At 39.7% G+C, this 26411-nt stretch carries 29 protein-coding genes; 16 read left to right on the forward strand and 13 right to left on the reverse strand.

The window, feature by feature from the left end; translation table 11 throughout:
* Nucleotides 1-2 precede the first annotated feature (2 nt).
* Entirely contained in the window at nt 3-1097 is a 1095-nt protein-coding gene (locus tag H148_RS0105205; RefSeq protein ID WP_029033858.1) for an AI-2E family transporter, read from the reverse strand.
* 173 nt (nt 1098-1270) lie between these two features.
* On the opposite strand from H148_RS0105205, the gene H148_RS0105210 reads away from it, so the two are divergent.
* Together H148_RS0105210 and H148_RS0105215 are read left to right on the forward strand one after the other, a co-directional pair.
* Entirely contained in the window at nt 1271-1876 is a 606-nt protein-coding gene (locus tag H148_RS0105210; RefSeq protein ID WP_029033859.1) for a superoxide dismutase family protein, read from the forward strand.
* Nucleotides 1877-2018: 142 nt separating this feature from the next.
* Nucleotides 2019-2789 carry a carbonic anhydrase family protein gene (locus H148_RS0105215; protein WP_029033860.1) on the forward strand — a complete coding sequence of 257 codons (771 nt, stop codon included), beginning with the start codon at nt 2019-2021 and terminating at the stop codon, nt 2787-2789.
* Nucleotides 2790-2852: 63 nt separating this feature from the next.
* Here H148_RS0105215 and H148_RS0105220 read toward each other — a convergent pair whose 3' ends face one another.
* Nucleotides 2853-4163 (reverse strand): NAD(P)/FAD-dependent oxidoreductase, encoded by a 1311-nt coding sequence (locus tag H148_RS0105220; protein WP_029033861.1) that lies wholly within the window; start codon nt 4161-4163, stop codon nt 2853-2855.
* A 119-nt stretch (nt 4164-4282) separates the two neighbouring features.
* On the opposite strand from H148_RS0105220, the gene H148_RS0105225 reads away from it, so the two are divergent.
* The 3 genes from H148_RS0105225 to H148_RS0105235 are packed head-to-tail and all read left to right on the forward strand — an operon-like array spanning nt 4283 to nt 5876.
* Complete coding sequence (locus H148_RS0105225; RefSeq protein WP_029033862.1) at nt 4283-4777, forward strand: RNA polymerase sigma factor; 495 nt, start codon at nt 4283-4285, stop codon at nt 4775-4777.
* Nucleotides 4778-4787: 10 nt separating this feature from the next.
* A complete protein-coding gene (locus tag H148_RS0105230; protein WP_029033863.1) occupies nt 4788-5426 on the forward strand; it encodes a membrane protein in 639 nt (212 codons plus the stop codon).
* A gap of 3 nt (nt 5427-5429) precedes the next feature.
* Nucleotides 5430-5876 (forward strand): hypothetical protein, encoded by a 447-nt coding sequence (locus tag H148_RS0105235; RefSeq protein ID WP_029033864.1) that lies wholly within the window; start codon nt 5430-5432, stop codon nt 5874-5876.
* A 159-nt stretch (nt 5877-6035) separates the two neighbouring features.
* Here the strand turns inward: H148_RS0105235 and H148_RS0105240 are convergent, their stop codons facing one another.
* Entirely contained in the window at nt 6036-6839 is an 804-nt protein-coding gene (locus H148_RS0105240; protein WP_029033865.1) for a lysophospholipid acyltransferase family protein, read from the reverse strand.
* 47 nt (nt 6840-6886) lie between these two features.
* On the reverse strand, nt 6887-7441 hold the full coding sequence (locus tag H148_RS0105245; protein WP_342663236.1) for an NUDIX hydrolase: 555 nt from the start codon (nt 7439-7441) through the stop codon (nt 6887-6889).
* An 85-nt stretch (nt 7442-7526) separates the two neighbouring features.
* Between H148_RS0105245 and H148_RS0105250 the strand changes: the two genes are divergently transcribed.
* Complete coding sequence (locus H148_RS0105250) at nt 7527-8270, forward strand: peptidylprolyl isomerase (RefSeq protein ID WP_029033867.1); 744 nt, start codon at nt 7527-7529, stop codon at nt 8268-8270.
* Here H148_RS0105250 and H148_RS0105255 read toward each other — a convergent pair whose 3' ends face one another.
* Entirely contained in the window at nt 8271-8984 is a 714-nt protein-coding gene (locus H148_RS0105255; protein ID WP_029033868.1) for an RDD family protein, read from the reverse strand.
* Nucleotides 8985-9017: 33 nt separating this feature from the next.
* Between H148_RS0105255 and H148_RS0105260 the strand changes: the two genes are divergently transcribed.
* From H148_RS0105260 to H148_RS0105285, 6 genes are read left to right on the forward strand one after another with little or no spacing between them, the layout of a single operon-like run.
* The gene (locus H148_RS0105260) at nt 9018-10007 is read left to right on the forward strand and encodes a stage II sporulation protein M (protein WP_029033869.1); all 990 of its coding nucleotides are present in this window, start codon (nt 9018-9020) and stop codon (nt 10005-10007) included.
* Entirely contained in the window at nt 9973-10836 is an 864-nt protein-coding gene (locus H148_RS0105265; protein WP_029033870.1) for a hypothetical protein, read from the forward strand. The genes H148_RS0105260 and H148_RS0105265 overlap by 35 nt, the downstream gene beginning before the upstream one ends.
* Before the next feature lie 2 nt (nt 10837-10838).
* Nucleotides 10839-11585 (forward strand): DUF4129 domain-containing protein, encoded by a 747-nt coding sequence (locus H148_RS0105270; RefSeq protein ID WP_037324619.1) that lies wholly within the window; start codon nt 10839-10841, stop codon nt 11583-11585.
* Nucleotides 11569-12768 (forward strand): DUF4350 domain-containing protein, encoded by a 1200-nt coding sequence (locus tag H148_RS0105275; RefSeq protein ID WP_029033872.1) that lies wholly within the window; start codon nt 11569-11571, stop codon nt 12766-12768. Before H148_RS0105270 ends, H148_RS0105275 begins: the two co-directional genes overlap by 17 nt.
* Nucleotides 12769-13767 (forward strand): AAA family ATPase, encoded by a 999-nt coding sequence (locus tag H148_RS0105280; RefSeq protein WP_029033873.1) that lies wholly within the window; start codon nt 12769-12771, stop codon nt 13765-13767.
* Nucleotides 13768-13770: 3 nt separating this feature from the next.
* Entirely contained in the window at nt 13771-15099 is a 1329-nt protein-coding gene (locus tag H148_RS0105285) for a DUF58 domain-containing protein (protein WP_029033874.1), read from the forward strand.
* Nucleotides 15100-15294: 195 nt separating this feature from the next.
* Here H148_RS0105285 and H148_RS0105290 read toward each other — a convergent pair whose 3' ends face one another.
* The 8 genes from H148_RS0105290 to H148_RS0105325 are packed head-to-tail and all read right to left on the reverse strand — an operon-like array spanning nt 15295 to nt 22295.
* Nucleotides 15295-16605 carry a cryptochrome/photolyase family protein gene (locus tag H148_RS0105290; protein ID WP_342663237.1) on the reverse strand — a complete coding sequence of 437 codons (1311 nt, stop codon included), beginning with the start codon at nt 16603-16605 and terminating at the stop codon, nt 15295-15297.
* Nucleotides 16590-17357, reverse strand: coding sequence for a tryptophan-rich sensory protein (locus H148_RS0105295; RefSeq protein WP_029033876.1), 768 nt, complete (start codon nt 17355-17357; stop codon nt 16590-16592). The genes H148_RS0105290 and H148_RS0105295 overlap by 16 nt, the downstream gene beginning before the upstream one ends.
* Nucleotides 17354-18076: a lycopene cyclase domain-containing protein gene (locus tag H148_RS0105300; protein ID WP_029033877.1), complete on the reverse strand. Its 723-nt coding sequence runs from the start codon at nt 18074-18076 to the stop codon at nt 17354-17356. The genes H148_RS0105295 and H148_RS0105300 overlap by 4 nt, the downstream gene beginning before the upstream one ends.
* Entirely contained in the window at nt 18076-18543 is a 468-nt protein-coding gene (locus H148_RS0105305; protein ID WP_029033878.1) for a sterol desaturase family protein, read from the reverse strand. The genes H148_RS0105300 and H148_RS0105305 overlap by 1 nt, the downstream gene beginning before the upstream one ends.
* 46 nt (nt 18544-18589) lie before the next feature.
* Nucleotides 18590-19081 (reverse strand): hypothetical protein, encoded by a 492-nt coding sequence (locus H148_RS0105310; RefSeq protein WP_029033879.1) that lies wholly within the window; start codon nt 19079-19081, stop codon nt 18590-18592.
* Entirely contained in the window at nt 19081-19917 is an 837-nt protein-coding gene (locus tag H148_RS0105315; protein ID WP_029033880.1) for a phytoene/squalene synthase family protein, read from the reverse strand. Before H148_RS0105315 ends, H148_RS0105310 begins: the two co-directional genes overlap by 1 nt.
* Nucleotides 19901-21397 (reverse strand): phytoene desaturase family protein, encoded by a 1497-nt coding sequence (locus tag H148_RS0105320; RefSeq protein ID WP_029033881.1) that lies wholly within the window; start codon nt 21395-21397, stop codon nt 19901-19903. Before H148_RS0105320 ends, H148_RS0105315 begins: the two co-directional genes overlap by 17 nt.
* A 1-nt stretch (nt 21398) precedes the next feature.
* On the reverse strand, nt 21399-22295 hold the full coding sequence (locus H148_RS0105325; protein ID WP_029033882.1) for a MerR family transcriptional regulator: 897 nt from the start codon (nt 22293-22295) through the stop codon (nt 21399-21401).
* Between the two features lie 195 nt (nt 22296-22490).
* On the opposite strand from H148_RS0105325, the gene H148_RS0105330 reads away from it, so the two are divergent.
* From H148_RS0105330 to H148_RS0105350, 4 genes are all read left to right on the forward strand, one after another.
* Nucleotides 22491-22712 carry a DUF6095 family protein gene (locus H148_RS0105330; protein ID WP_029033883.1) on the forward strand — a complete coding sequence of 74 codons (222 nt, stop codon included), beginning with the start codon at nt 22491-22493 and terminating at the stop codon, nt 22710-22712.
* 34 nt (nt 22713-22746) lie between these two features.
* Entirely contained in the window at nt 22747-25110 is a 2364-nt protein-coding gene (locus tag H148_RS0105335; protein WP_029033884.1) for a TonB-dependent receptor, read from the forward strand.
* A 2-nt stretch (nt 25111-25112) separates the two neighbouring features.
* A complete protein-coding gene (locus H148_RS0105340; protein WP_029033885.1) occupies nt 25113-25907 on the forward strand; it encodes a DUF4249 domain-containing protein in 795 nt (264 codons plus the stop codon).
* A gap of 295 nt (nt 25908-26202) precedes the next feature.
* Nucleotides 26203-26411: ISAon1 family transposase N-terminal region protein (locus H148_RS0105350; RefSeq protein ID WP_029033138.1), on the forward strand; the 209-nt coding region annotated here is incomplete at its 3' end.

Raw genomic sequence — 26411 nt, forward strand, 5'->3', positions numbered from 1 at the left:
ACTTATTTTCTGAACTTCTTTTGAAGCTTTGTAAATATGTTCCTTTTAGAATTAGGTCGTTCATTTCCTAAAAGATAACCTACGGGCTCCAGTCCTTTTGTATGATCAAAAAGGATTTTAATAATTGAAAAAATAGGTACAAAAAGGATGAAACCCGCGGGACCCCAAAGAATTCCCCCCAAAATAATGGCCAGAATAATAAATAAAGGGCTCTGCTCCACTTCAGAACCAATAATGACCGGCTCTAGAACATAACTTTCTATTAATTGAATAATGGCAATTATGATGGTAAAGGAAATGATCTCTCCGGAACTCCCTCCAAAAATAATCAGGAACAGGATTGGAAGAGTTCCACTAATGAAAGGTCCTATATAGGGTATTATAGTGATAAGGGCTCCAAAAAGAATTAGAAGACCTGTATGTTTTAGATCGTAGGCTAAAAACAGGATGAGGTACATAATGGAAAGAATGGTCATGACCTGCAGTCTTCCCCAAAGATATTTATAAGCTACTTTCCCCGCTTCTGTGATGATATTCTGAGTTTCTTCCTGCCTTTCAGGCTTCACATACATCATGAGGAATTTCTCGAATTTAGTTCTATTCAGCAATACCAAAAACATCAGGATCAATACCAGAAGAAAATTTAGCAAGAGTCCGGTAACACCGGTCAGGAATCCAGAAACATATGATTGTGTCACATTCAGGATCTGCATGACGCTCTCCTCAAGCAGCTTATCCTGCTGTTTTAGAGAAAATCCGGTTATTTCGGCAGCTTTTACCTGAGCAGAGCGGAGGTAGGTAAGAATCTGTTCCTGACTTTCAATAATGTCCTGTAAAAATACACCCAATTGTTGAATGAAGAAGAAAATAAGAATTCCGACCCCTAAAAATATTAAAAAGGTTCCTACAAAAGAGGACAAAAGCTTTGCTGATCTCGTATTACGTTCGAGCCATTGCACCACAGGTAAAATTAGAGCAGCAAAAAATACAGCAAAGGTGAAAGGTACAAGTAAAGAAGCACCGTAATATAAACCGGCAAATAACAAGGCTGCAAAAATGAAAATTTGATTAGTCTTTTTTATTTTTTCAAATTGCATTTACTTGGTTGGTTGGTTGTAGAATAATGGAAAAGTTAAGGAATTCCCGGTAATATCTTATAATTTTTTAGATGATAAGGCTTCTGCTCATTGTTAAGCTCTCCTTAAATTTTTGGCTAAAGAAACAGGATGCTCTATTTTAGTTAATTGTTAATATTAAAACTAACCAGAATATGAAAAGAATAGGATTGTCATTAATTTTTTCTGTCACCCTTGTTATAACAAGCTGCAAGAATGAAAATACAACGGCAGAGGAAAGGGTAGACGAGCATACTAATCTTACTAAAGGATTAGAAGAAGCAGGACCCGGTGATACTTATATTGAAGACCAGGAGCTCATTCTTGATATGGAGCCCAGAAGCGGAAGCGATGTGTCTGGCACAGTTACTTTTACCGAAGTGAACGGGGAAGTTACCATGACAGCAGATCTTTCTGGTTTGTCTGAAGGAATGCATGCTATTCACATTCATGAAAATGCCGACTGTTCTGCCGAGGATGGAACTTCAGCGGGAGGCCACTGGAACCCTACTTTTGAAGATCATGGAGAATGGGGAGATGTAGATGGATATCATAAAGGAGATATAGGTAATTTTGATGTAAATTCAAACGGGGAAGGAAGCATTACCTTTACAACAGATCAATGGTGTATAGGTTGTGAAGACGAAACAAAAAACATCATAGGTAAATCTGTTATTGTTCACGAGGGGGTTGATGACTACACTTCTCAACCCAGTGGTGCCGCAGGAACCCGAATAGGTTGCGCTGAGATCACAGAATAACTTTTTATAAGAAAAATTAACAAAAAGCGGCTTAAAGCCGCTTTTTTTATTGATGTTTAAGGGGGTTTTCACACAGATTAAACAGAGTTCACCTTTAGTATTTAGTATATTCGCTCCATTGTTAAACTATAAAAACACAACAATGAAAAAGTTGAATTATTTGAGTTTTCTTTTTTTAACCACTCTCCTTTTTATCTCTTGCGGAGAAGCCGAAGAAAAAAATGAAACCATAGATATCACAGAAGATACGGAAATGACTGACCAACAGGCTGAATGGGATGACGATGTTACCTTAACCCAGGCCGAACGTGATGCTCTCATGCCGGCTGATGTTGTCGCAGAATTTCAAGGCGGAAACCTTCGCTTTATAAATGACAGTCTAACTCCCAGAAACCGCCAGGCGAGACGAGAAGCAACAGGTTCTGCCCAATATCCTACAGGAATGGTACTTTCCTGTATTGACAGCAGGGTACCAGTAGAAGAAATTTTTGACCAGGGTCTTGGGGACATATTTGTTGGTCGTATTGCAGGTAATTTCGCAGATGAAGGAATGCTTGGTAGTATGGAATTCGCAATGAAAGTGGCAGGATCTAAAGTTCTTGTGGTAATGGGACATGAAAGTTGTGGTGCCGTAAAATCTGCAATTGCAGGAGTAGAATTAGGTAACATTACTGGCATGTTGGATCACATAGAACCGGCAATTGAAATGACAGATGAGAATTTTTCTGAAGATCTCAGATCTGTAGATAATGAAGAATATGTATTAGCCGTTATTAAAAATAATGTTCTTCATACCATTGACGAGATCAAGGAAGATAGTCCTATACTTGCTGAAATGGTAGAAGACGAAGAAATAAAAATTGTAGGGGCATATTATGATGTTGATACCGGAGCTGTAGAGTGGTTGGAATAATCAATTCTACAAGCTAAAAAGCCCAGACCGGCTCAAAAAAATGACATTTTTGAGCCGGTTTTTTTATACCTTCTTTTGGTCAACCTCAAGATTGTCTTTGTTGCTCTTAAAAGGCCTGATGATCAATCGGGCAGCTTTATCAAAATTCACATAGTTATATACCCAGTTAAAAAACGTGATAAGCCTGTTCCTAAAACCTACAAGAAAATAAAGGTGTATGAACATCCAGATGAACCAGGCAAAAAAGCCGCCAAATTTGAGTTTCCCTAGATCTACTACAGCCTTATTTCTTCCCACGGTAGCCATTGTCCCTTTATCGTAATATTCAAATGGCTGCATTTTTTCCCCTCTTAAAATATGCTTTAAATTTTTTGCCAAATTTTTTCCCTGTTGAATTGCGGGCTGTGCAACCATAGGATGACCTCTTGGATAATCTTCATTGCTCATCAGGGCTATATCTCCAATGGCAAAAATATTCTCATAACCTTTAATCTGATTAAATACATTAACTTCATAGCGATCGGCTTTTTCAACCAGAGCAGATGCATTGAGACCTTCTACCGGAGCACCCGATACTCCTGCCGCCCAAATAAAGGTTGAAGTATGAAATGAAAGATTTTCTTTATTGGTACTCACTTTTTGACCATCATACTCCTGCACCATTACATTAAGATGTATTTCAACCCCGAGTTCTTTGAGAAATTTTTCAGCCTTCTTAGAAGCTTGCGCACTCATGGGAGGCAGCACCCTATCCAGGCCTTCAATGAGATGAATCTTCATCTCGGCGGGATCAAGGTCTCTAAAGTCCCGTGGCACGATGTGGTTGCGCACCTCGGCTATGGCACCACAAAGCTCAACGCCGGTTGGCCCTGCCCCCGCCACTACGAAATTAAGGAGTGCCTTTCGTTTTGCGGAATCTTCGGTGATTACTGCCTGTTCCAGATTTTCAAGGATCAAACTGCGAATATTTAAAGCCTGCGGAATTGTCTTCATCCACATAGCATTCTCCTGTATACTTTTATTTCCGAAAGAATTAGTGCGTGAACCCGTAGCCAGTACAAGATAATCGTATGCCAGTTCCCCAATAGAAGTTTTGATCTTGTTTTCTTCAGGAATAATCCGTTGCACCTCAGTAAGTCTAAAATACCCGTCGGTGCTGTGACGTGTTATCTTCCGAAGGGGATAAGCAATGGAATCTGGCTCAAGACCTGAAGTTGATACCTGGTACAATAAAGGTTGAAAAGTATGGTAATTGTGACGATCCAGCAGGACCACCTGTATTTTCTCTTTTAATAAATGTTTTGCAATAGAAATTCCTGCAAAACCACCACCAACAATGACGACACGAGGGAATTCAGAAATTGGAATATTCATCCTTTAAAGCCTTTCTGCCAAAGTTAGAGCTTTCATATAGAAAAAAGAAGATAAATAAACCTTAAGGGAATTGTAACAAGAATCCTACTTTCGCTACTAATAAGAGTCTAAACAGCCTTGTGAAGAAAAAACTGGAACATGAATTTGTAAGCAATCTTGAAAAGCACCAGAATATTGTGCACAAGATATGTCGCATGTACACGAATGACCAGGAATCTCATAACGACCTGTTCCAGGAAATTACTATTCAGCTTTGGAATGCTTACCCCAAATTTAGAGGTGACTCTAAATTTAGTACCTGGATGTACAGGGTGGCACTTAATACTGCTATTACCTTATATAGAAAATCAAAAAAAGAACTGCGCACCCAGAATTATGATGAGGTAAGCTTCAAGATAAAATCAGAGGCATATAACGACGAGATTGAGAAGCAGCTACAATTAATGTACAAAGCCGTCAAAGAATTAAATGACATCGATAAGGCACTGGTTTTTTTATACCTCGAAGACCAATCCTATAGAGAAATTTCGGAAATGTTGGGAATATCTGAAGTGAATGCACGCGTGAAAATGAACAGGATCAAAAAAACATTAAAAAATATTTTAAATCCGTAGTACCTACCATATGGATGAATTAGAATTTTTAAAACAAAACTGGAAAAAGCAGGAGGAGAATCTTCCCAGTCTTTCCTATGATGAAATTTACAAAATGATCTGGAAGAAATCATCTTCCATTGTGAAGTGGATTTTTGTCATTAGTATAATAGAGTTGCTGCTTTCTACACTACTCACAGTTTTTATGGCCGATGCCAATTACTGGGATCAAATGGAAGAAATCCATCTTAAACAGGCGACGATTTTTGTATATATAATAAGCTATCTTATTACCTTCTACTTTATTTATTGTTTCTATAGAAACTACAGGAGGATTTCCAGCACAGATGATGCTGCCACCCTTATGCACAACATCCTGAAAACACGTAGAACCGTACGAACTTATATTGCATATGTCTTAATATCCACAGGAATATACTCTGTAGTAGTAGCATATTTCACTATACAGAATCACCAGCTGGTACAGCAGGTGGAGGATACTTCAAAATATACATTTGACGCTATGGATTGGATAAAATTCACTGTAGCTGGTTGTATTATTCTCGCTATTTTTCTCCTGGCCCTATGGATGTTTTACAGGTTGATCTACGGTATATTTCTGCGCAGACTGAAAAGAAATTACCGGGAACTGAAAAAACTGGAAATGTAGAAGATGGAACTTTTGCAATTAAATTCTGAAGTCATTAAAAAAGAAGGGGCGGCTGTAGAGCTGGAACTTCTCCTGAAAGAACTTTGCGACCGGGAACTGTCTGAAGATACTGTTACTCTGGTAAACAAAAAAATCGGGGAAATAAATAATTCATCCCTGGATACAGGAAAATCTCGCAAACAAATAAATGCTGCCAGAAGCTGTATTCTAAACCATCTTGAAAAAAAGCATGGCCTTGTATCAAGAAACCACTACGCCACCTTATGGCTTCCCCTTGGTATGAGCGCTTTTGGTTTACCCATTGGTGCTCTTATATCGATTATCACCGGGAATGTAGCTTTTATAGGGGTTGGTTTACCTATTGGAATTGGAATTGGAAGCTTCTACGGAGCAAGCCTGGATAAAAAAGCAGAAAGAGAAGGTCGGGTTTTGAACTATACTCGGAAGTGACTGAAAGTTCCACTGTACTGTTGAGTCCAGGAAAATATCTTCCAAAAATGCCATTTTTGAAGCCCCTGTTATTACAATTATTTACTTTTTAAGGTGAAGCAATTCCGAAGAAAAATTATAATTTTTCTGCACACTGATGACTGAGCACTGACCACTAAATCAATACTCCCATTGTCTTGTTTTGTTCAAATCTTCCATGGCTTCAAGTTCCTCTCTCGGAATCACCTTTAAGAAAGAAGGATGTTGTTCAATTGCATATTCTAATTTTTCCACAATCTCCTCTACGGTTTCATTTTCATAATCTATCACAAGTGGCTCTTTAATTTGGAAACTTTGAAGGATTCCTTTTTTCCTTACTCTTAGGCCTTTTTTATCAAAAGAACGTCTAAAACCGTCAATGACAATTGGAATAACAATTGGTTTGTACTGTTTGATAATATGAGCCGTACCTTTTCTAATTGGTTTAAAAGGCTTCGTTGTTCCCTGTGGGAAAGTGATTACCCATCCATCTTCAAGTGCGGTCCCTATATTTTTGTGATCTTCGGGGTTTACCTCCCGCTGCACTTCTTTGCCCTTTTCCCGCCACGTTCTCTCGACTGAAACTGCTCCGGCAAAAGCCATCATCCTTGTAAGAAACCCGGCGTTCATCGTTTCTTTGGCAGCCACGTAATATATATTGAGCTTTGGCTGCCACAAATAACCTACATTTTTAATAGAATCAACTCTCCCGCTTAAAGCCGCGTTAAACACATGAAACATGGCCGTAACATCAGCAAAATAAGTTTGATGATTGGAGACGAAAAGAACGTTGTTGTCGGGCAGATTTTTAATAATTTCAGATCCTTCGATCTTAAGTTCATTAAATCCACGGTATCGTCTGTGCGAAAGCAATCCGAAGATGCGGATCAACCATTTTTTGAAGAAAAGATAATGTCCAAAAGGATTCTTTTTCAATATCCCCATTTGATCCTCTACATTTTTAAAGAAACACAAATATACTTAATTCTAACTTACAGGAGCTGCTTCAAAATTTCCTTCATTTCACTCAACATCATAGCAGTAGCTCCCCACACCACATGGCCATTTAACAAAAAAGCAGGCACCTCTATTTCTTTAGCATAAGATGTACTAAGAGTTTCTTTGACTAAACAGGATTCGCTCATAAACTCCTCCAGTGTTATTTCCAGCACAGACTCCACCTCCTCCTCTTGCGGTATCAACCTTGGCGTCTTCTTCATAACACCCATAAAAGGATGAACCCAGAAATTGCTGGGAGGAATATACAAGCGTGTCATCTCCCTCATAATTTCAACTTCATGCTGGGGAATACCAACTTCTTCTTCTGTTTCCCGAAGGGCCGTATGCGCCAGGTCCCGGTCATCTAACTCCACTCTACCTCCAGGAAATCCAACCTGATTGGAATGAACGCCTCTGTATGTTTTTCTGAGAATTAATACAAAGCGAGTCTCACCGCTCTTTCCGGGATAAAAAACTGAAAGAACTGCCGCCTGTTTAGGTTTTTGTGAATTGATATCCAAATTTTCCAGTTCCCTCATTCTCAGCATGGGTGCCAATTTAAAGTGCGCCTCCTCGCCTGGAAGTGTAATTTTCCTTAAATTCGGGCTTAGACTTAGAAAATTCTGAAAATCCATGAGATCGAAATTTTTCCTGATATTGATTTTGGCTATTGCAGTTTCTGCAAGCTGTGAAGATAAAAAATCTTCAACACAAAACGAGGTGGAAAATATGCTCGAAGAACCTATTCAACCAGATAGTACCAGATTAGACAATACTAAGGTAGAAGAGGTTGTTGAAGCCGAAGTAAAGCGTGAAAAGAGGGAGGGCCCGCTTCTTGTACAGGAAGAATTGATCCCATTCCTCATGGAGTACGGCAAAAAACATGATGAAAACAGAGTGCGTATTAAAACACGGTTTGGTGATATTGATGTGGAATTATTCGAGGATACGCCTCTTCACCGTGCCAACTTCCTTTACATGGTTAAGAATGATTATTATGATGGTACTTTCTTTCACCGTGTTTCAGAGGGTTTTGTGATTCAGGGAGGAAACTCAGATAATCCCGACACCAATCGAAAACGTCATCGGATTGGCGATTTCCTGATCCCCAGTGAATTCGATGCGGGTCACCGGCATGTGAGGGGAGCTCTTGCAGCAGCAAAATACTCTGAACAAAACGTAAGTAAAGCCTCCTCTCCCTATGAATTCTACATAGTGCAGGATCCCGGCGGCGCACCACATCTTAATAATGACCATACGGTTTTTGGCAGGGTTGTTTCGGGAATGGACGTTGTAGATGAAATCAACAAACTCCCTACAGATGATAGCGAATGGCCGTTGCGGAACATCCACATCGAAATGGAAGTACTTGATTAGTTACTGCTGCGTATAATAAGTGTAATCTTTAAGCACGGTTTTTATGAACTGTACCGGTTTTTCTTCGGGTGTTACCTGAAGCAAATCTGATACTTTTTTTGAGAGTCTGCCAATTACTCTATAATTAGAGTTCTGAAGGGAATTTTTATAGATCTCCTTTATCTCCTGCAAATCCCGATCTGAAAGCATGGTCACCTGCGGATAAACCGGCCGGTAATCTTCAGGAACATTTACCAGTAGGGTTTTGTCCAATCCGGTCCTCACTCTTTCTGAAATTACAGTTGTACCTGCCGCTAAATCCCCCAGTCGCTGACCTTTTCCATTCATTAAAATTGTGACGACAGCTACACTCCCGCTTGTTAAGGTTATATCTACAATTCTTAAAAGCCAGCGCACAAGAAAATTAGAAAATGCCGGTCTTGAGCCATCTAAATTCACAACTCTAAGGTCTAAAGCCGCTTTACCCGGCGATTGCCCGTTCCACAAACTCTCCCATAAAAGAAAATACAGCAGCAATGGCAACATTACCACACTCATGAAAAGCCATTCCTGTCCCTGGTTGGCATCAAGACCTCCCATGAGCATAACTGCGACTATAATATAAGCCAGCATGATGAGCCCGTCTATAAGGTATGCGAGTATTCGTTCCCCTACCCCGGCAACATTCTGAGTGATGCTTATATTTTGGGCAGTTTCAATTTGAAAATTATCCATTTAATATGTTTCTTTGAGACAAATTAGCAAAGAATGCGCGAGGCCACTTTCGTGAAGCAAAATAAGGATAATTGGCAAAGATTTGAAAGTGCACTACAAAATAATGCGCTCGAGTCTCCCGGTGAATTATCAAACCTGTATCTTGAGGTGACAGATCACCTGAGTTACGCGCAGACTTTCTATCCCGGTAGCAATACCCTTCATTACCTCAATAGCCTGGCCTCAAGAGCTCATCAAAAAATTTACCGCAACAAAAAGGAATCAAAAAACAGGTTCATCACCTTTTTCACCGAAGAATTTCCGCGGGAATTTTACCAATATCAGAAGCAATTGTTATTGGCGTTTCTGGTATTTGCTCTTTTTGTGGCAGCGGGAAGTTTCTCTGCCGCAAGTGATGGCGCATTTGTTCGCTCCATCCTGGGAGATGCTTATGTGAATATGACGCTAGATAACATTGCAAATAATGATCCTATGGCCGTTTATAAAAAAATGGGGGAGATGGAAATGTTTCTCGGGATCACCATCAATAACGTGAGGGTGGCTTTAATGGCTTTTGTTTTTGGCATTTTTGCGGGAGTGGGAACTCTTTACATAATTATGCAGAATGCCATTATGCTCGGCTCTTTCCAGTACTTCTTCTATGAAAAAGGTCTTCTTTGGGAATCGGTAAGGACGATCTGGATTCACGGCACCATTGAGATTTTTGTGATCATTGTTGCTGCTTGTGCAGGTCTTGTTGTGGGAAAAGGAATTCTTTTTCCCGGCACCTATTCCCGACTCACATCCTTCGTGAACGGAATAAAATCAGGGCTAAAAATAGTAATTAGCACCATTCCTTTTTTTGTAGTTGCAGGTTTTTTTGAAGGCTTTGTAACACGGCAAACTCAAATGCCCGACTGGCTGGCAATTCTAATCATAGCCTCCTCCCTGGCACTTGTTTTATTTTACTACGTTTTTTATCCTATTTATTTACATAGAAAAACCAACAATGTCTCAATCAATCGAATTCCGAAAACAACGTGAGCTGGGAGATATCATCACCGATACCTTTAAGTTTCTCCGACAAAATTTCAAACCATTATTTAAAAATATTTTCAAGATCACCGGACCTGTTTTCGTAATCCTTACCCTTGCTATAGGGTATTATTCATATTTGGGAATGGATATTTTCTCTAATCCATTTTTAAATGATAATTCTGAAATTAACATTGAAATGTTTATCATTTCTGTTTTTATTCTCTTTTCTTCCCTTGTGGCATTTTATGTACTGCTTTATAACACTGTGCTGCATTACATTAAAAGTTACATTGAAAATTTGGGAGAGGTAGATCATACCGAAGTTTCCCGGGGAGTAAAAAATGACTTTGGAAAGATGCTGGGTCTTGTTCTTCTGGTAGGGTTAATTACCATTTTTGCTTTCTTTTTATGTGTTCTCCCGGCAATATATGTTTGGGTGCCGCTTTCTCTTGCTCCCGCTATGCTCATCTTTGCCCGTACCTCAGTCCTGGATTCCATAAGCTATTCTTTCAGCCTCATTAAAGACAACTGGTGGAACACATTTTTTACACTTTTTGTAATTACCCTGCTAATTTATGTCATAAGCTTCATCTTTCAATTTCCGCTTATGATCTATATGTTCATTAAAGGATTAACTATGTCTCAAGAGGGCAGCGTGGCAAATCTTGCCGATATGGTGGATTGGGTTTATGTATTTTTTAATGTACTCTCCTCTCTTTTCCAGTACCTGCTTTCGGTTATTGGAGTAGTGGCTTCGGCTTTTATATATTACCACCTGGACGAAAAGAAAAATGCCACAGGTACTTATGAACGTATCTCAAACCTGGGATCTTAAAAATGGCAAAATTCTTCTTCTTTTTTTACTTTGCATTCGGTCTTTCGGATTCTGCCAGGGTCCTGGTGATGCCAATACAAACTGCGGAAGAAGAATTGGTGCCTTTGGATTTCTCTGAAGAAACCATTGAAGAGTTTAAACAAGATCCAGATTATGATTATTCTGAAGCAACGGTCGATGACAGCTGGTGGACCAAATTCAAACGCTACTTAAGACTTCAATGGCAGCGATCCCTTAACTGGATGTTCGGGGATTATGAAGCTCCGTTACTGTTGGCTATTTTTCTTGATATCCTGCCTTACCTTTTAATTGGATTGTTACTCGCTCTCATTCTTTATCTCTTCGGAAAAATGAACCCCGGAAATCACCTTTTTGGCACCCCATCCAGGGCAGAACTTCATTTTAATGAGGAAGAAAAGATCATAAAGACAAGTGATATCAAGAAGCTTATAGAGAAGGCTGTAGCGGCCGAAGATTATCGCCTGGCTGTTCGGTATCATTTCCTTTATATCCTTCAGCAATTATCGCGGCAGGAGCTCGTAATCTATGATGCGGCCAAGACCGATGAGGAATACGTGCAGGAAATAAAAGATCCCGAACTTCAAAACCGTTTTAAAAGATTAAACCGTATTTATGATTTTGTGTGGTATGGGAATTTCACCACAACGGCTTCAGATTATGAAAAGATCAAAAATGAATTCGTCAAAACCGAAGAATTAATTCAGCCGCAACATGAGCAAAGCTTATAAAATAACTCTTGCCCTGCTCGTTTTGCTGCTGGTCTTCCTTACCTGGCTTGAAGCGAATGAACCGCAGGAAATAAACTGGAGCCCCAGTTATGCAGCATTGGATAAAATCCCGCTGGGGACAAAAGTTCTGTTTGAAAATCTGAAAGAACAAAACCTCGACCTACGGGAAGTAAATGTTCCGCCTTTTGAATTTCTTGAAGACACCACGGTCGCAGGCACTTATTTCTTTCTGAACAACGGTCTTGGATTCGATCAGCATGAACTAAAAAAGATTTTTAGCTGGGTTGCAGAGGGAAATAATGCCTTTTTTATAGCTGAAGATTTTAGTCAGAATCTTCTGGACACATTAAACCTGAAGATGGAAACTCTTATTCCCCGCGAAGGTATTTCCTCAAAACCATTACTGAACCTAAAAGATCCCGCTCTAAAAAGTCCTCAACCTTTTCTTTTTGACAAAGAAACTTACCAGGATATTTTTATAGTACCGGATTCTTTGCCTAAGGACATTCTTGGAATTACTCAGCTTCAGAAAGATTCAGCTGAAATTACTGCTCCAAAAATCAATTTTTTGAGAGATACTGTGGGGAAAGGAATGGTATATTTACATTCTACTCCTAAAGCTTTCAGCAATTATTTTATGCTGCAGAACGAAAATGCAAAGTATGTTGAAAAGGTTCTGGCATATCTTCCTGCTGAAGAAACAATTTACTGGGATCACTATTATAAAACCGGAAAAACCTTTTATACCTCCCCGCTATTCATTATCCTTAACAGTAAATCTTTGCGCTGGGCCTATTATTTCCTGATCATTGGCAGCGTAGTATTTATCATTTTTGAAGGGAAACGCAAGCAACGCAGCATTCCCGTTATCAGGCCGCTACGCAACCAAACTCTCGATTTCACCCGAACAATTGCAGGTTTATACCTGGACCGTGAAGACTATAGTAGTATTGCATCAAAAAAGATTACTTTATTTTTGGAATATGTTCGTTCGCATTATCGCATTTCGACCGAAAATGTAAATGAAAATTTCTATGATCGGCTGGCTACAGTAAGTGAGAACAGCACAACCGAAGTAAAAAGTCTATGGCAGCTCATAACGAAACTAGAAAATCAAAAATCTGTATCAAAACAGGAGTTGCTACAGCTTAACAAAGCCATAGAGGCTTTTAAAAATAAATAAATGGAAAACGAAGAAGTCAAGAACGACGAGATCACCTTTGAGAACCGCATTCCGCTGGAGGAATTAAAGTCGGCCGTAGAAAATCTAAAAGCTCAGCTTTCAAATATCATCATTGGACAGGAAAAGTTTATCGAACTCTTGATCATTGGCCTGCTGGCCGACGGTCATGTACTTATTGAAGGAGTTCCCGGTGTAGCAAAAACAATTACTGCGAAATTGTTTGCCAAAACTTTAAAAACGAATTTTAGCAGAATCCAGTTCACTCCGGATCTTATGCCGAGTGACGTTTTGGGAACCTCGGTACTTAACGCGAAAACTTCCGACTTTGAATTCAAACCGGGGCCTATTTTTTCAAATATCGTACTTATCGATGAGATCAACAGGGCACCGGCAAAGACACAGGCTGCTCTTTTTGAGGTGATGGAAGAACGACAGATTACCATTGACGGAAAGGAGCACAGTATGCCCCCTCCTTTTATGGTAATTGCCACCCAGAACCCTATCGAGCAGGAAGGAACTTACGCCCTTCCGGAAGCACAGCTGGACAGGTTCCTCTTCAAGATCAATGTTGATTATCCAGCAATGGAGGAGGAAGTGAGAATTCTTCAAACTCACCACGAACGGCAGGGATCTGCACCTCAAAATCAGGTGGAAGCGGTATTGGATCCTGAAAGACTTCAGGTGCTGCGTTCTCAAATTCAGGGCGTACGAATTGAAAATAAACTGCTCACCTACATTGCCCAAATAGTAAGTAAAACCAGGAATCACCCGCATTTGTATTTGGGTGCCTCTCCCCGTGCCTCGATTGCGGTGATGAATGCTTCAAAAGCAGTTGCGGCTGTAGATGGCCGGGATTTTGTAATTCCCGAGGATATTAAAAAAGTACTGGAGCCGGTGCTGGGCCACCGCATAATTTTGTCTCCCGAACGTGAAATGGAAGGCAGTAGCACGGCGAGTGTAATTGATATGATCACCCATTCTGTAGAAATCCCGCGATAATTGATACACTTCTTCAAGTCATTATACCTGCACCAACGTTTCTTTGTGACCGTCTTCGTCCTGGCGGCAGGCTTCCTGTTCTCCTATTGGCTTGAGTGGCTCTACCCCGTTCTGTGGATCCTTACAGTGGTTTTCCTGTTAATATTTCTTGCAGACGTGGTTGCTCTATACAAAAGCGGCGGAATAACTGCGGAAAGGATCCTACCCGATAAATTTTCGAACAGTGATGAGAATCCGGTCGAAGTTTTACTGCGGAACAGCTACGGTTTTAAAACCCGGCTTGAGATTATAGATGAGATCCCGGTGCAGTTCCAAAAAAGAGATTTTTCGCACCTGTTAAAAGTTCCTGCCGGGGTTTCGTCATCTTTTAGTTATTCTTTGCGGCCGGTTGAACGCGGAGAATATTTCTTCGGAAACCTGAATGTCTTCGCCTCCACTCCCCTGAAGCTGGCAAAACGACGGAAGAAATTTGGAAAGGAACAAATGGTAAAGGTCTATCCTTCCTTTATACAAATGAAGCAGTACGATTTTATGGCCATAGATCGCAAGATCTCACAGCCGGGGCTAAAGAAGATCAGGAAGATTGGTCACACCATGGAATTCGAGCAGATCAAAGATTATGTAGCAGGAGATGATGTGCGCAGCATAAACTGGAAAGCCACTGCCAAACAGGGAGCTCTCATGGTGAACCAATTCCAGGATGAACGATCTCAGCCCGTCTATTCTGTAATTGATACGGGGCGAACCATGAAAATGCCGTTCAACCACCTTAAGTTACTGGATTACGCTGTAAATAGTACTCTGGCATTTTCCAATATTGCACTGAAGAAAAAAGACAAAGCAGGATTGATCACTTTTTCAAATAAGATGGAAAAGATGCTCCCTGCAAGTTCCAAAAAAGCTCATTTGAACCTGCTTTTGGAATCGCTTTACAATGTGGGTACACGTTTTAGAGATTCAGATTTTGGACTTTTATATACGCATATAAATCGCAGCTTACCACAACGGAGCCTGCTGTTGTTGTACACCAACTTTGAACATCTGGGTGCACTTCACCGGCAAATGCCTTATTTACTGGCTCTGGCGAAAAAACATCTGCTTGTAGTCATCTTTTTTGAAAACACCGAATTAGAAAGTTTCATTCATACAAAAGCTGAAAAAGTTCCGGAAATCTTCAACCAAACCATTGCTGAACAATTTAGTTACGACAAGCGATTAATGGCAAAGGAACTCCAAAAACACGGAATACAAACCATCCTGACGCGACCCGAAGACCTTACGGTGAAAACGATCAATAAATACCTGGAGATCAAAAAGAGAGGGATATTATAGCAATTGAAAATTTACAAGCTTCAAGAGTCAGGACTAATTCCAAAAAATTCTATACTTTATAATTGTCATTCCGACGAGGGAGGAATCTTTTCAGAACGCAAGAGATTCTTCGCTCCACAAAAGCTGCGCTCTGAATGACATATGTCTCCTATTTTTCAGAAAAGTAGTAATTCCTGATTTTTTGGTGCTCAATTTTTAATTCAGAGCTTTTTTATACGTTTCTAATGCCCTCGCCCGTCCAAATTTGTGCTCGACTATAGGCTCAATATAGCCCGCCCTGAAATCCTTGATCCAGGTTTTAACGTATTCCAATTCGGAATCGAATTTCTTTAACTGGGATTCAGGATTAAAGATCCTGAAGTATGGCGCCGAGTCACATCCTGTACCCGCGGCCCATTGCCAGTTCCCGTTGTTCGAAGCAAGTTCATAATCCAAGAGTTTTTCAGCAAAGTAAGCCTCTCCCCAGCGCCAGTCGATTAGTAAATGTTTACACAGGAAACCTGCAACCACCATCCGGACTCGGTTATGCATCCATCCTGTTTCATTAAGCTGTCGCATGCCTGCATCAACCAAAGGATAACCGGTTTCTCCCCTGCACCATAATTCAAACTCCCGTTCATTGTTGCGCCACGGGATACGATCATACTTTCTCCTAAAGTTTTGATGCTCCACATGTGGAAAATGATATAAGATCATCATGAAAAACTCCCGCCAAATGAGTTCATTCAGCCAGGTTTCATTCTGCTGCAATGCCTGCTTTACAAGCTGGCGCACGCTCACAGTTCCGAACCGCAAATGAATACCGGCCCTGCTGGTCCCTTCCACGTATGGAAGATCTCGTTTTTTATCGTAATCCTTTATTAATCCTTCAGAAAGGTCTGCTTCAGGAACATCGGGATCCACATTTTTAAAACCAATTTCTTCAAGAGAAAGTATTGGTTTATTTGCCTTTTTCAGCAAGTTAGATAGAAGAGTTTCAGAAGGAAATTCAGGAACAGATTGCCGGTGTATTTCATGCTTCCATTTTTTGGAATAGGGCGTGAAAACTGTATATGGAGTACCATCAGGTTTCATAACTTCCAACTTCTCAAATATCACCTGATCCTTGTAACTACTGAACCCAACATTATTCTTATTCAGAAGATCCTTCACCTCTTTATCCCTCTTGCGGGCATACGGTTCATAATCATGGTTAAGGAAAACTTCCCGCACAGGATACTCAAAAATGAGCTTTTCAAAAGCCTTTTTTGGAACCTCATGCAGAACTAAAAGAGAGGCATCAAATTCTTTGAGCTTCAAGTTTATCTTCTCTAGCTCCTGATGAATAAAAGCCACCCGCCGATCCTCTTTGTTAGGAAGAGTGTTTAAAATTTCAGGATCAAAGATAAAGATGACCTGTACCGGAAGTCCGCTGTTGAGAGCGTAGTAAAGACCGGTATTGTCGAACAGCCGGAGATCCCTTCGGAGCCAAAAAATAGCAATTCTCTGTTCTATACTTTTTTCCATGGAGAATATTCCCTGTTCTTATAGCCATGGATTCCGCTGCTGATTACTAAAATTCCTGCAGCGATCAAAGCTGTTAAAAAGATTACTTCATTCTCACCTCTATTGGCAATCCCGACAGCAACCAATCCCCAGGCTCCTACCAAAGCAAATTCCCTCATGTTGCGTGTCCAGGTAATAATAAGATTTATTAGAGCAGCTATAATGATCAAAATTATAGTCCAGGTAACTTCAGACATTCCGAAGCCGTCCCAGCCGATGGAAGTGAGATAAGCAGCAGTATTGGCAATTAAAGCAACATTTATCCAACCTGAGTAAAAAGAAAAAGGCCACCACACAAAGGCTATTACCTTTAGTGGCTCGTCATCAAGTTCCATCCGGGTCTTGAAAATTATCATGATAAGGGAAAGCAGCAGCAAAACCATTAGAATTACAGAAAGACCTGTAAGATAATTAAGCCACGCAAAGATCCAACTAATATTAAGAGCACACGTGATCACAAACCACCAGCCAACCCTTTCAGCTGTTTTCTTGCCGCGGGAACTGGCCGCCTGAAAGATCATAAAGCCTGCAAGACCAAGATAAATAAGTCCCCAGATTGAAAAAGCATATCCCGCCGGAGTAAACAGGTTCTCATATTCCGCAGAAACTGAAGCCATAGTCTCGCCGTTAATAGCACCAGTGTTCGAGAAATAATTAACGGTTACCATTAAAAGAAAAGCTATAATATTTGAAATTCTCAAGCTCTTTTTCATAATGCACTGGTTTTTATTCTTGCCGCTACGTCAGTTTTCTTCCGGTTTAAAAGATATTTATAGATAAGCAGGTTCATTAGAATTAATTCGGCTCCATAAAAAGCATCTTCAACTGGAATTGTCCCAACCCTGAAATTCATGAACTCTTCAGCATTGTACCATACCACCTGCTCTTCAATCCAGCTTCCGGTGAGAATTCCGTTTACTATGAAAAAAGGAATCAGCAGCACCGCATAAATTGCGTAAAAGCGGGTAAGCCAGTTTACCTTCAGAATAAATTGTGCATATAGAAGCAGAAGCGCAAAACTTATAAAAGTAGTCGCAGTATAGACTTTAGTGAAATGAATTGTTCCGAAGATCAACAAAAAAGCCACCAGAAAAAGAGTGAGGAATTTTTGCATTTTTGGTCCTCCAATTTGACCAATAAAAAGATCTAAACAGTGAAATGTGAAGACACAGGCATAAGGAATGCAAAAGAAAAACAGCACTTCTTCCATAGGGAGATTCCCTATTTCTATTCCAGTGAGGTAACGTTCATTGAAACCCCACACACCCATTTTAGTAAATAACATATCCCAAAGGACAAAAATTAGTCCCGTGAGAAAAACAGCAGGAAAGAAGGCACTCCAGGTCTTATGGAATTCCAATTTAGGATGAAAGGAAAACAAGAAGGGAATGATAATGGTAAAGAAGTTAACCAGAAGATAGGTGTACTCCATCAGGCAGTTTTTCTTTGTTCTCTAAAATATTTCATTGGAACCCAAAGCATTCCGAAGCACTCTCCCTCTTCCTTACCTATGTGCTTATGATGCATTTTATGGGCGCGACGTATAGCTTTAAAATATGAATTATCTGCTTTGCGCAGCACCTTAAACCGCTGATGAATAAAGATATCATGCACAAAGAAATAAGCCATTCCGTAAAGAGTGATTCCCAAGCCTATCCAAAAAAGAAAATTATACCCGGCTTCCATTCCAAAATAAAGAGAGATGATTCCGGGTATTGCGAAGATTAAGAAGAAAAAATCATTATGTTCAAAAAATCCTTTGGATTCTTTCTTGTGGTGGTCTTTATGTAAAGTCCACAACAACCCATGCATAATATATTTATGGGTGAACCACGCAACGCCTTCCATGGCAAGAAAAGATGCCAGCACTATGAGAAAATTTATTGCAATCGTTTCCATTCTATTGTTTTTTAATTTTCAGTATAATATACTGAATTTCAATTTTTTAATTTAATTTTTCTTTTTCCGCCGCAGTCAAACCTTTGGATGTTTTGAGATAATTCAGAATCATTTTTTGAAGCTCTTTATCCTGCAGGGTATCAACTCCTCCAATGAGTAAAGCTTTATCTTCTTCCAGATTATCCCGGTAACCAAGAAAAGCAGGAGCTTCGGCCTGCACGGCAAATCTTAAAAATCTTAATTCCAGGCTTTGGTTATCGGATGCTATCGCAGTGCTAAAAATATCCTTCCCTTTATTAAAATGAGACATCTTTTTAAATGGATTTCCCACGTGCTTAGCCATAATCATATGTCCGGCACCTTTATAGCCCAGCACCACAGGATCTTTAATATCTCTTTTTTCTGATAGTTCTAATAAACTTCTCGCCGCATTTTCATTATCGGCCGCTTTATAATAAAGCTTTCTTACTTCTGAAATATCTGATTGTTGATTCACCATCCCCACCAATCCAAAAAAGAAAATCACTAAATACTTCATCAAATTATCCTCATTTTACATTCTAATAAACTATTGATCATTAAACCAACTTTCCGCCCATTATTAATCCTTATCCTGCCCGAAAGGATTCGTGTTGCCGGTAACCTTTTGATCTTTTTAAATAAAGACTGATAATAAACATAGGCAAGATAAACTCCGCCTTTTGAGGAAGCCGGCAACATTTTAATTCCCTGCAGCGCAATATTAAAATCTTCTTCTATCTCTTTTTCAATTTGTTGCTTGGCCTCCGGTGAGAAATTTTCCATATCTACCCCCGGGAAATAAGTTCTGCCCAACACGTGATAATCATCTTTAAGGTCTCTCAGGAAATTCACCTTCTGAAAGGCAGCTCCAAGTTTCATGGCATACGGCTTTAGCTCTTCGAACATTTTTTTATCGCCTTCGGTAAATACATGCAGACACATAAGTCCCACCACTTCAGCCGAACCCAGGATGTACTGTTGATATTTTTCATCTGTATAATCCACTTTTTGAAGATCCATTTCCATACTCTTTAAAAAAGTATTTATAAGTTCCCTGTCAATGTCAAATTCATGTACCACTTCCTGGAAAGAATTTAAAATAGGATTTGCAGATATCTTCTGTTCCAGAGCTTCATAAGTATCTTCCCTGAATTTCTTTAGCAGGTATTCCTGATCGAATCCTTCAAAGCTGTCCACGATCTCATCGGCAACCCTCACAAATCCATAAATGGAATAAATAGGATCTCTTAACCGGTCGTGCAGGAAATAGATCCCCAGCGAAAAACTCGTGCTATAAGAGCGCGTAGTGAGCCGGCTTACCTGAACCGACAGATCATCAAACAATGACTTCATATTTGTCTTTTTTTAATTCTTTTATAACTTGTTCTGCAGCGATCTTTCCAGAAATGAGGGAGGGCGGTACTCCCGGCCCGGGAACTGTGAGCTGCCCAGCGTAGAACAGGTTAGATAGTTTTTTGTTTCTTATTTTGGGTTTCAGAACTGCCGTTTGTTGAAGTGTATTGGCTAATCCATAAGCATTGCCCTTGTAAGAATTATAATCTGTGATAAAATCTGAAACACAGTAGCTCTTTTTATAATCAATTTTACCGCAAATGCTTCGCCCAATTTGCTTTTCAAGCCTTTTGATCATGATCTGGAAAAACTTTTCCCGTATAGCTTCTTCATCTTTTAACCCCGGAGCTAAAGGCATAAGGAGAAATAAGTTTTCGTGACCTTCAGGCGCTACAGAATTATCTGTTTTTGAAGGACAGCAAACATAAAATAAAGGCTTAGTGGGCCATTTAGGATCTTTATATATCTCTACGGAATGTTCAAAAAGATCTTCATCAAAGAACAAAGTGTGATGCTCTAATTCGGGAATTCTTTCCGAAATTCCCAGGTAGTAGATTAGACAGGAAGGTGCAAATGTTTTATTTCTCCAATATTTTTCACTGTAATTCTGGAATTTCTTCGGAAGCAGTTTTTCTTCCACATGTTGATAATCGGCCGCTGCTACAACAGCATCAAACTGCATTTCTTCTCCATGAACCCTTAAACCTGTTACATGGCTTTCAGCTGAAATGATCTGCTCAACGGGCGAATCATAATACATCTGAATACCCTGGGCTTTGGCTACTTTTACCATGGCATCTATTACACTTCCGAAGCCACCTTGTGGATACCAGGTGCCAAGTTTGAGTCCGGCGTAATTCATAAGACTGTAAAGTGCAGGCGTATCCTGCGGCATGGCTCCCAGGAACAAGACAGGGAATTCCATTAAGGAGATCAATTTTGGATCTTTAAAGTATTTACGCACATGCTTGCTAAAGGAAGAAAACACCTGCAGGCGCATAGCTCCTTTAATGAGATCAAGGTCTATAAATTCGGTGAGGGAAATGCCGGGCATGTAAACCAGTCTCTCCATACCCTCCTCATATTTATATTGTGCTTCTTCCATGAAATTATCCAGCTTCTCAGCACCACCTTTTTCAATGCTTTCAAAAAGTTCTCTTAACTTTTCATAATTATCGGGAATGCTCATTTTTTCACTATGCGGAAAGACAACCTCAAATGAGGGATCTAAAAGATCAAGCTGATAAAGGTCTGCTACCCCGTAGCCAAAATCTCCGAAGAACTTTTCAAAAACGTTGGGCATCCAGTACCAACTTGGTCCCATGTCAAATATGTAACCGCCAGAAGTCTTAAATTGTCTGGCTCTTCCACCCGCACTGCTGTTCTTCTCAAAAACATGCACTTCATGACCTGCAGCTCCAAGATATGCAGCCGCACTCAAACCAGAAAAACCTGCTCCTATTACTGCTATTTTTGACATTTTAGGCTACTTTATTTTGTTTTACCTCCCGCTCCAGGTCTTCAACCGTCGAAAGTATTACTAAATTTTTATCTTCTTTTATACTTTGGGTATCTACCCCTCCGCCGGCAATTAAGACCTTTCGTTCCTCCGTTAATTCCCGAAGATCCTTTAAATATAATTCAATCTTCTCCGGCAGGTCATGGTGAACCATAAAAAGCAATACATTTTCTATTTCGATTTGATCAAGGGTATGCTTCACTGCAGAAAGTGGTACATTAGGACCTAAGTAAATTACATTTTTACCCCTGCTCCTTAAATAATAATTTGTGAACAAAAGTCCCAATTCATGAAATTCATCTTCGGGTAAAAAAAGCAACCAGTTTTCATCAGTTTTGGTAACTGGTGGCATAGAATCAATGGCTGTAAACATTTTTTGTCTCACAAGATTGGAAATATAGTGTTCCTGTGAAGGAGGAAAATTATCGACAGACCACATAAGCCCTATTCTATCCAGCAACGGATAAATAATTTCGACATAAGTTTTTTCAAGACCAAATCTCAAGAGACAATGGGAAAAAGCTTTTTCAAAATTAGCTTCGTCGTAGTTCATTCCGGCAGCAATTAACTGATTGATGAAGTACTGGTAATCGTTCTTTAAACCAGCATCATTTTCATAGTCCAGTTTCATTTTAAACAGCTCTTCATCGCTCATGGCGCAAAGTCTGGAGATCTTAATTCCTGTTTCCGACAATCCTACAATGTTGAGCAGACGACGGAGTTGCGTTCCATCATAATACCGCGTATTCCCTTCAGATCGATTAGGTTTAAGAGCATTGTAACGCTTTTCCCAAATTCGTATCGTATGAGGTTTAACACCGGAAAACTGAGAAAGCTGACTGATGGAGAATTGGTCCATTGTTTAAATTATTAAATCCAAAATTAAACATAAAAAGCTTTGATAAGTGTTAATTCTGGTTTAATTTTACCGGAATTAATAATATCTCCTGTTTTCCCAAATAAATTTATTGTTCTAAATATATGAAAATAAGGGCTTTAAAAGAGGCAATAGATCAAGAGTTATTTTGCAAAGGAATATTTATCTTTGAAAGGTATGAAACACACGAATAAAGAGCTACTGTTAAAAGGGCTTAAATTTCTCGCCGGCGCAATGCCTCTTTCTTTTATTGGACCTGTTGTACTTTTTAGTGCTTTTAAGAATCAGGAAAACGCATGGTTCATTCCGGTCCTCCTTTTCGCTTTGACGGCTATGGCCGCAGCGATCTACCTTATGTTTAAAGGAATTAATACCATAATGAAATCCATATTTGATTAGATGTCAAAAATGGCATTTTTAAAACATATCCTTTTTGAAAAACATAATTCTCTTTTGCTTACTCCTGTCCTCTCTTTCATTTTGTGCGCAGGAAAGCTTTGTAATTAACGGGATAGTAAAAGATGCCGAAAATAATGAAACCCTCTCTGGTGTCAACATAACTTTCCCTGAACTTCAAACAGGTGCGGTCACTAATGAATATGGCTTCTATTCATTAAAAGTTCCGGCGGGCAATCACAGGATGGCAGTCTCCTATTTAGGATATGAATCTATATCTAAAATGGTAGATGTAAGTAAGGATCTGAACCTGAATTTTCAGCTCAATACTGCAGCCCAGGATTTAGCCGAAGTTGTTATTACCGATGACAGTGAACGACTGTATATCAGTAAGCCCGAAATGAGTGTAAATAAACTGGAAATATCTACAATACAAAAGCTGCCCGTAGTTTTTGGAGAAGTAGATGTCATTAAATCCCTGCTCCTGCTCCCGGGGGTTTCCAATGCCGGGGAAGCTTCTTCGGGTTTTAATGTACGCGGCGGTGCAGCCGATCAAAATCTTATCCTCCTGGATGAAGCAACTATCTATAATGCCAGCCATCTTTTTGGTCTATTCTCTGTGTTCAACCCCGATGCTATAAAGAACCTGAAGCTCTATAAAGGTGGTATACCTGCAAATTACGGCGGAAGGGTGTCCTCTGTACTTGATATTTACCAAAAGGATGGAAATAGCCGTAAATTTGAGGCTAATGGCGGAATTGGTTTGATCTCCAGCCGACTCCTGGCCCAGGGGCCTATACAAAAAGAAAAAAGTTCTTTTTTAATAGGCGGTCGAAGTTCGTATGCTCACCTTTTTTTAAAACTAACAGATAATGAAAATTCAGCTTATTTCTACGACCTAAATACGAAATTGACCTTCCGGCTTGATCCTAAAAACACCATTTTGTTCTCCGGTTATTTTGGAAGAGATGTGTTTAACATTAGTGAAAGTTTTAATAATATCTACGGAAATTCTGTTTTTAACCTGCGATGGAATCACGTTCTAAGGGAAAATATCTTCAGTAACCTTTCGCTCATTTATAGTGATTATTACTATGGTCTAACTCTTGATTTTGTAGGATTTAACTGGAATAGCGGAATCAAAAATTTGAATTTTAAGTACGACCTTGATCATTATCTCAATAGAGATTTAAATCTGGATTACGGTCTTCATTCCACCTGGTACGAATTCAATCCGGGGGAAATAGAACCCAGCTCTTCTTCTTCCGGTATTATTGCAAGGGAACTTATAAAGAAATATGCTTTGGAGACGGCTCTTTATTTATCAGTAGAGCATACAATTTCAGAAAAGCTTTCAGCAGAATACGGCGTCAGGTATAGTAGTTTCTTAAGAATGGGACAGGAAGAATTAAATCTATATTCGGGTGAACCTGTGGTCTATAATGAGAGATTTGGAATCTATGAAACGGGAGACCCGGTAGATATCAAGAAATTGGATAATAATAAAGTCGAGCGATCCTTCGGAAATTTTGAACCGCGCCTGGCTCTTGCCTATGCATTTACAGAAGATCAAAGTTTCAAGCTTAGTTATAATCGAATGACCCAGTACCTGCACCTTATTACTAATACCAGCTCTCCCACCCCACTCGATGTGTGGGCCCCCAGCGGTAAGTACATTGAGCCCCAGTCTCTGGACCAGGTAGCTGCAGGATATTACCGGAATTTTTCAAATGAAGAATTTTCCCTTGAGGTTGAGAGTTATTATAAAACCCTTAGAAACCGGATTGATTATATTGACGGTGCTAACCTTATTGCCAATGATGCTATTGAACAGGTAATTTTGCCAGGGGAAGCAAGGGCCTATGGTGTAGAATTGTTGCTGAAAAAAAATAAAGGAAAATTCACCGGCTGGTTTGCCTATACACTTTCCAAATCGGAGCAACGTACACCCGGAAGAACTGACGCAGAGCCGGGGATCAACAATTCAAAATGGTATGCCACAGCCTACGACAAACCTCAAGACCTGTCAATAACTGCTACTTACGAAATAAGCCAAAAATGGGATTTCAACGCCAATTTTGTTTATCAAACAGGATTACCCACGACCTATCCAACAGGCCAGTATACTTTTGAGAACATGACTATTCCGGTTTACGGTCCGCGTAACAGTAATCGGCTGCCAGATTATCACAGGCTCGACCTTTCGGCTACATATACCCCAAAAATAAAACTGGGAAGAAGTTACAGTTCCTCCTGGAATTTTGGAATCTATAATGTTTATGCACGCAAAAATGCAGTCTCTTTAAGCTTTAGAGAGAATGAGGAAACTTCAAGAAATGAGGCGGTACGACTGTCTCTTTTTGGGATCGTACCCTCTGTGACTTACAACTTTAGTTTTTAAGGATGAAGAAGATATTTTTGATATTTATTATTGTTTTCATCTCTTGCGAAGAGGTAGTAGATGTGGAATTAAAAGAGTCTGAACCAAGACTTGTAATAGAAGCTTCTTTGCTATGGGATGAAGAAAGAGAAGAGAACTTACAGTTTATTAAACTTTCTTCGACAGCTCCTTACTTTAATGAGGAAATATCACCGGCTACCGGAGCCTCGGTTAAAATTATAACAGAAACCGGGGAAGAGTACTTGTTTAGAGAGGTAAGTGATGGATTATACCAGAATGATGAGATAGTGGCCGTGCAGGATATTGATTACCATTTGGAAATAGTATACCAGAACGAGCTTTATACTGCTACAGAACAATTCGTGCTCACCCCGACGCTTCAATTTGTAGAACAGGAGCTTGGAGGGTTTTCAGATGATGAATATGAGTTCAAAGTGTATTATGAAGATCCCGCAGAAAGAGCGAATTTTTACCTTTTTAGATATCTCAACGAACGTTACTACCTCCAGATTTATAATGATGAATTTACCAATGGTAACCAAACATTTGCTTTCTTCAGCGATGAAGATGCAACCCCGGGAGACCTTGTAATATTTGAAGTTCAGGGGATTTCTCAGCAGTTTTATGAATATATGTTCATCTTACGTTCACAAGCCGGAAACGCCAACGGCGGCCCATTTCAAACACAACCCAGTATTGTAAGGGGAAACATTGTAAATCAAACCAATCCGGATAATTTTCCATTTGGGTATTTCAGGCTTTCTGAAGTAGATGTTTTGGCATATGAGGTGGAGTAGTTTCTGAACTAATTGGGTATTACAGGGGTTAAAAAAGTTACTATATAAGTTGTAGCAGTAAGTGTTGTTGTTAGAAGACCCTAATGTCCAGGTTACTGAAGAAAATTTGTTAGAAAGAAGACCCTCCCCGTCCGCCATTTGGCGGACTTCCCCTCCCTTGCAGGGAGGGAAGCTGGCAGTCGTTTCCAATTTTTATTTCTCAGTTTAGAAGTTCCCCTCCTTTACAAGGAGGGGATCAATCTCAAAAGTTGTGGAGGAATTGAAGTAAAGCTAGATATTTGCAGAAAAACTAGAGGTGGATAATTACCTGGATTTACTTAAGCTTGTATTGCCGCAATTCCTTGTAGAGCATTTTGATTTGATAAGAAGTAGAAAAGAAAAAGAAGTACTTCACCTTTACTTTGAGGAACGCAATACTCCTCCTCAGGAACATTCCTCAAAACTTTTAGTGTCTAAAGGATTCCATAAAGAAGTTACTATTCAGGATTTTCCCTTGCGAGGTAA

The sequence above is a fragment of the Salinimicrobium terrae DSM 17865 genome (genome assembly GCF_000424665.1).
Classification (GTDB): Bacteria; Bacteroidota; Bacteroidia; order Flavobacteriales; family Flavobacteriaceae; genus Salinimicrobium; species Salinimicrobium terrae.

Coding starts and splice junctions, on each gene's coding strand:
- H148_RS0105290 (WP_342663237.1), bottom strand. CDS start 16,605: ATGGAAAAAAGTATAGAACAGAGAATTGCTATTTTTTGGCTCCGAAGG.
- H148_RS0105250 (WP_029033867.1), top strand. CDS start 7,527: ATGAGATCGAAATTTTTCCTGATATTGATTTTGGCTATTGCAGTTTCT.
- H148_RS0105280 (WP_029033873.1), top strand. CDS start 12,769: ATGGAAAACGAAGAAGTCAAGAACGACGAGATCACCTTTGAGAACCGC.
- H148_RS0105230 (WP_029033863.1), top strand. CDS start 4,788: ATGGATGAATTAGAATTTTTAAAACAAAACTGGAAAAAGCAGGAGGAG.
- H148_RS0105205 (WP_029033858.1), bottom strand. CDS start 1,097: ATGCAATTTGAAAAAATAAAAAAGACTAATCAAATTTTCATTTTTGCA.
- H148_RS0105255 (WP_029033868.1), bottom strand. CDS start 8,984: ATGGATAATTTTCAAATTGAAACTGCCCAAAATATAAGCATCACTCAG.
- H148_RS0105270 (WP_037324619.1), top strand. CDS start 10,839: ATGGCAAAATTCTTCTTCTTTTTTTACTTTGCATTCGGTCTTTCGGAT.
- H148_RS0105310 (WP_029033879.1), bottom strand. CDS start 19,081: ATGAAGTATTTAGTGATTTTCTTTTTTGGATTGGTGGGGATGGTGAAT.
- H148_RS0105235 (WP_029033864.1), top strand. CDS start 5,430: ATGGAACTTTTGCAATTAAATTCTGAAGTCATTAAAAAAGAAGGGGCG.
- H148_RS0105215 (WP_029033860.1), top strand. CDS start 2,019: ATGAAAAAGTTGAATTATTTGAGTTTTCTTTTTTTAACCACTCTCCTT.
- H148_RS0105340 (WP_029033885.1), top strand. CDS start 25,113: ATGAAGAAGATATTTTTGATATTTATTATTGTTTTCATCTCTTGCGAA.
- H148_RS0105240 (WP_029033865.1), bottom strand. CDS start 6,839: ATGGGGATATTGAAAAAGAATCCTTTTGGACATTATCTTTTCTTCAAA.
- H148_RS0105220 (WP_029033861.1), bottom strand. CDS start 4,163: ATGAATATTCCAATTTCTGAATTCCCTCGTGTCGTCATTGTTGGTGGT.
- H148_RS0105275 (WP_029033872.1), top strand. CDS start 11,569: ATGAGCAAAGCTTATAAAATAACTCTTGCCCTGCTCGTTTTGCTGCTG.
- H148_RS0105260 (WP_029033869.1), top strand. CDS start 9,018: ATGCGCGAGGCCACTTTCGTGAAGCAAAATAAGGATAATTGGCAAAGA.
- H148_RS0105210 (WP_029033859.1), top strand. CDS start 1,271: ATGAAAAGAATAGGATTGTCATTAATTTTTTCTGTCACCCTTGTTATA.
- H148_RS0105265 (WP_029033870.1), top strand. CDS start 9,973: ATGTCTCAATCAATCGAATTCCGAAAACAACGTGAGCTGGGAGATATC.
- H148_RS0105315 (WP_029033880.1), bottom strand. CDS start 19,917: ATGAAGTCATTGTTTGATGATCTGTCGGTTCAGGTAAGCCGGCTCACT.
- H148_RS0105245 (WP_342663236.1), bottom strand. CDS start 7,441: ATGCTGAGAATGAGGGAACTGGAAAATTTGGATATCAATTCACAAAAA.
- H148_RS0105325 (WP_029033882.1), bottom strand. CDS start 22,295: ATGGACCAATTCTCCATCAGTCAGCTTTCTCAGTTTTCCGGTGTTAAA.
- H148_RS0105320 (WP_029033881.1), bottom strand. CDS start 21,397: ATGTCAAAAATAGCAGTAATAGGAGCAGGTTTTTCTGGTTTGAGTGCG.
- H148_RS0105305 (WP_029033878.1), bottom strand. CDS start 18,543: ATGGAAACGATTGCAATAAATTTTCTCATAGTGCTGGCATCTTTTCTT.
- H148_RS0105295 (WP_029033876.1), bottom strand. CDS start 17,357: ATGAAAAAGAGCTTGAGAATTTCAAATATTATAGCTTTTCTTTTAATG.
- H148_RS0105300 (WP_029033877.1), bottom strand. CDS start 18,076: ATGGAGTACACCTATCTTCTGGTTAACTTCTTTACCATTATCATTCCC.
- H148_RS0105330 (WP_029033883.1), top strand. CDS start 22,491: ATGAAACACACGAATAAAGAGCTACTGTTAAAAGGGCTTAAATTTCTC.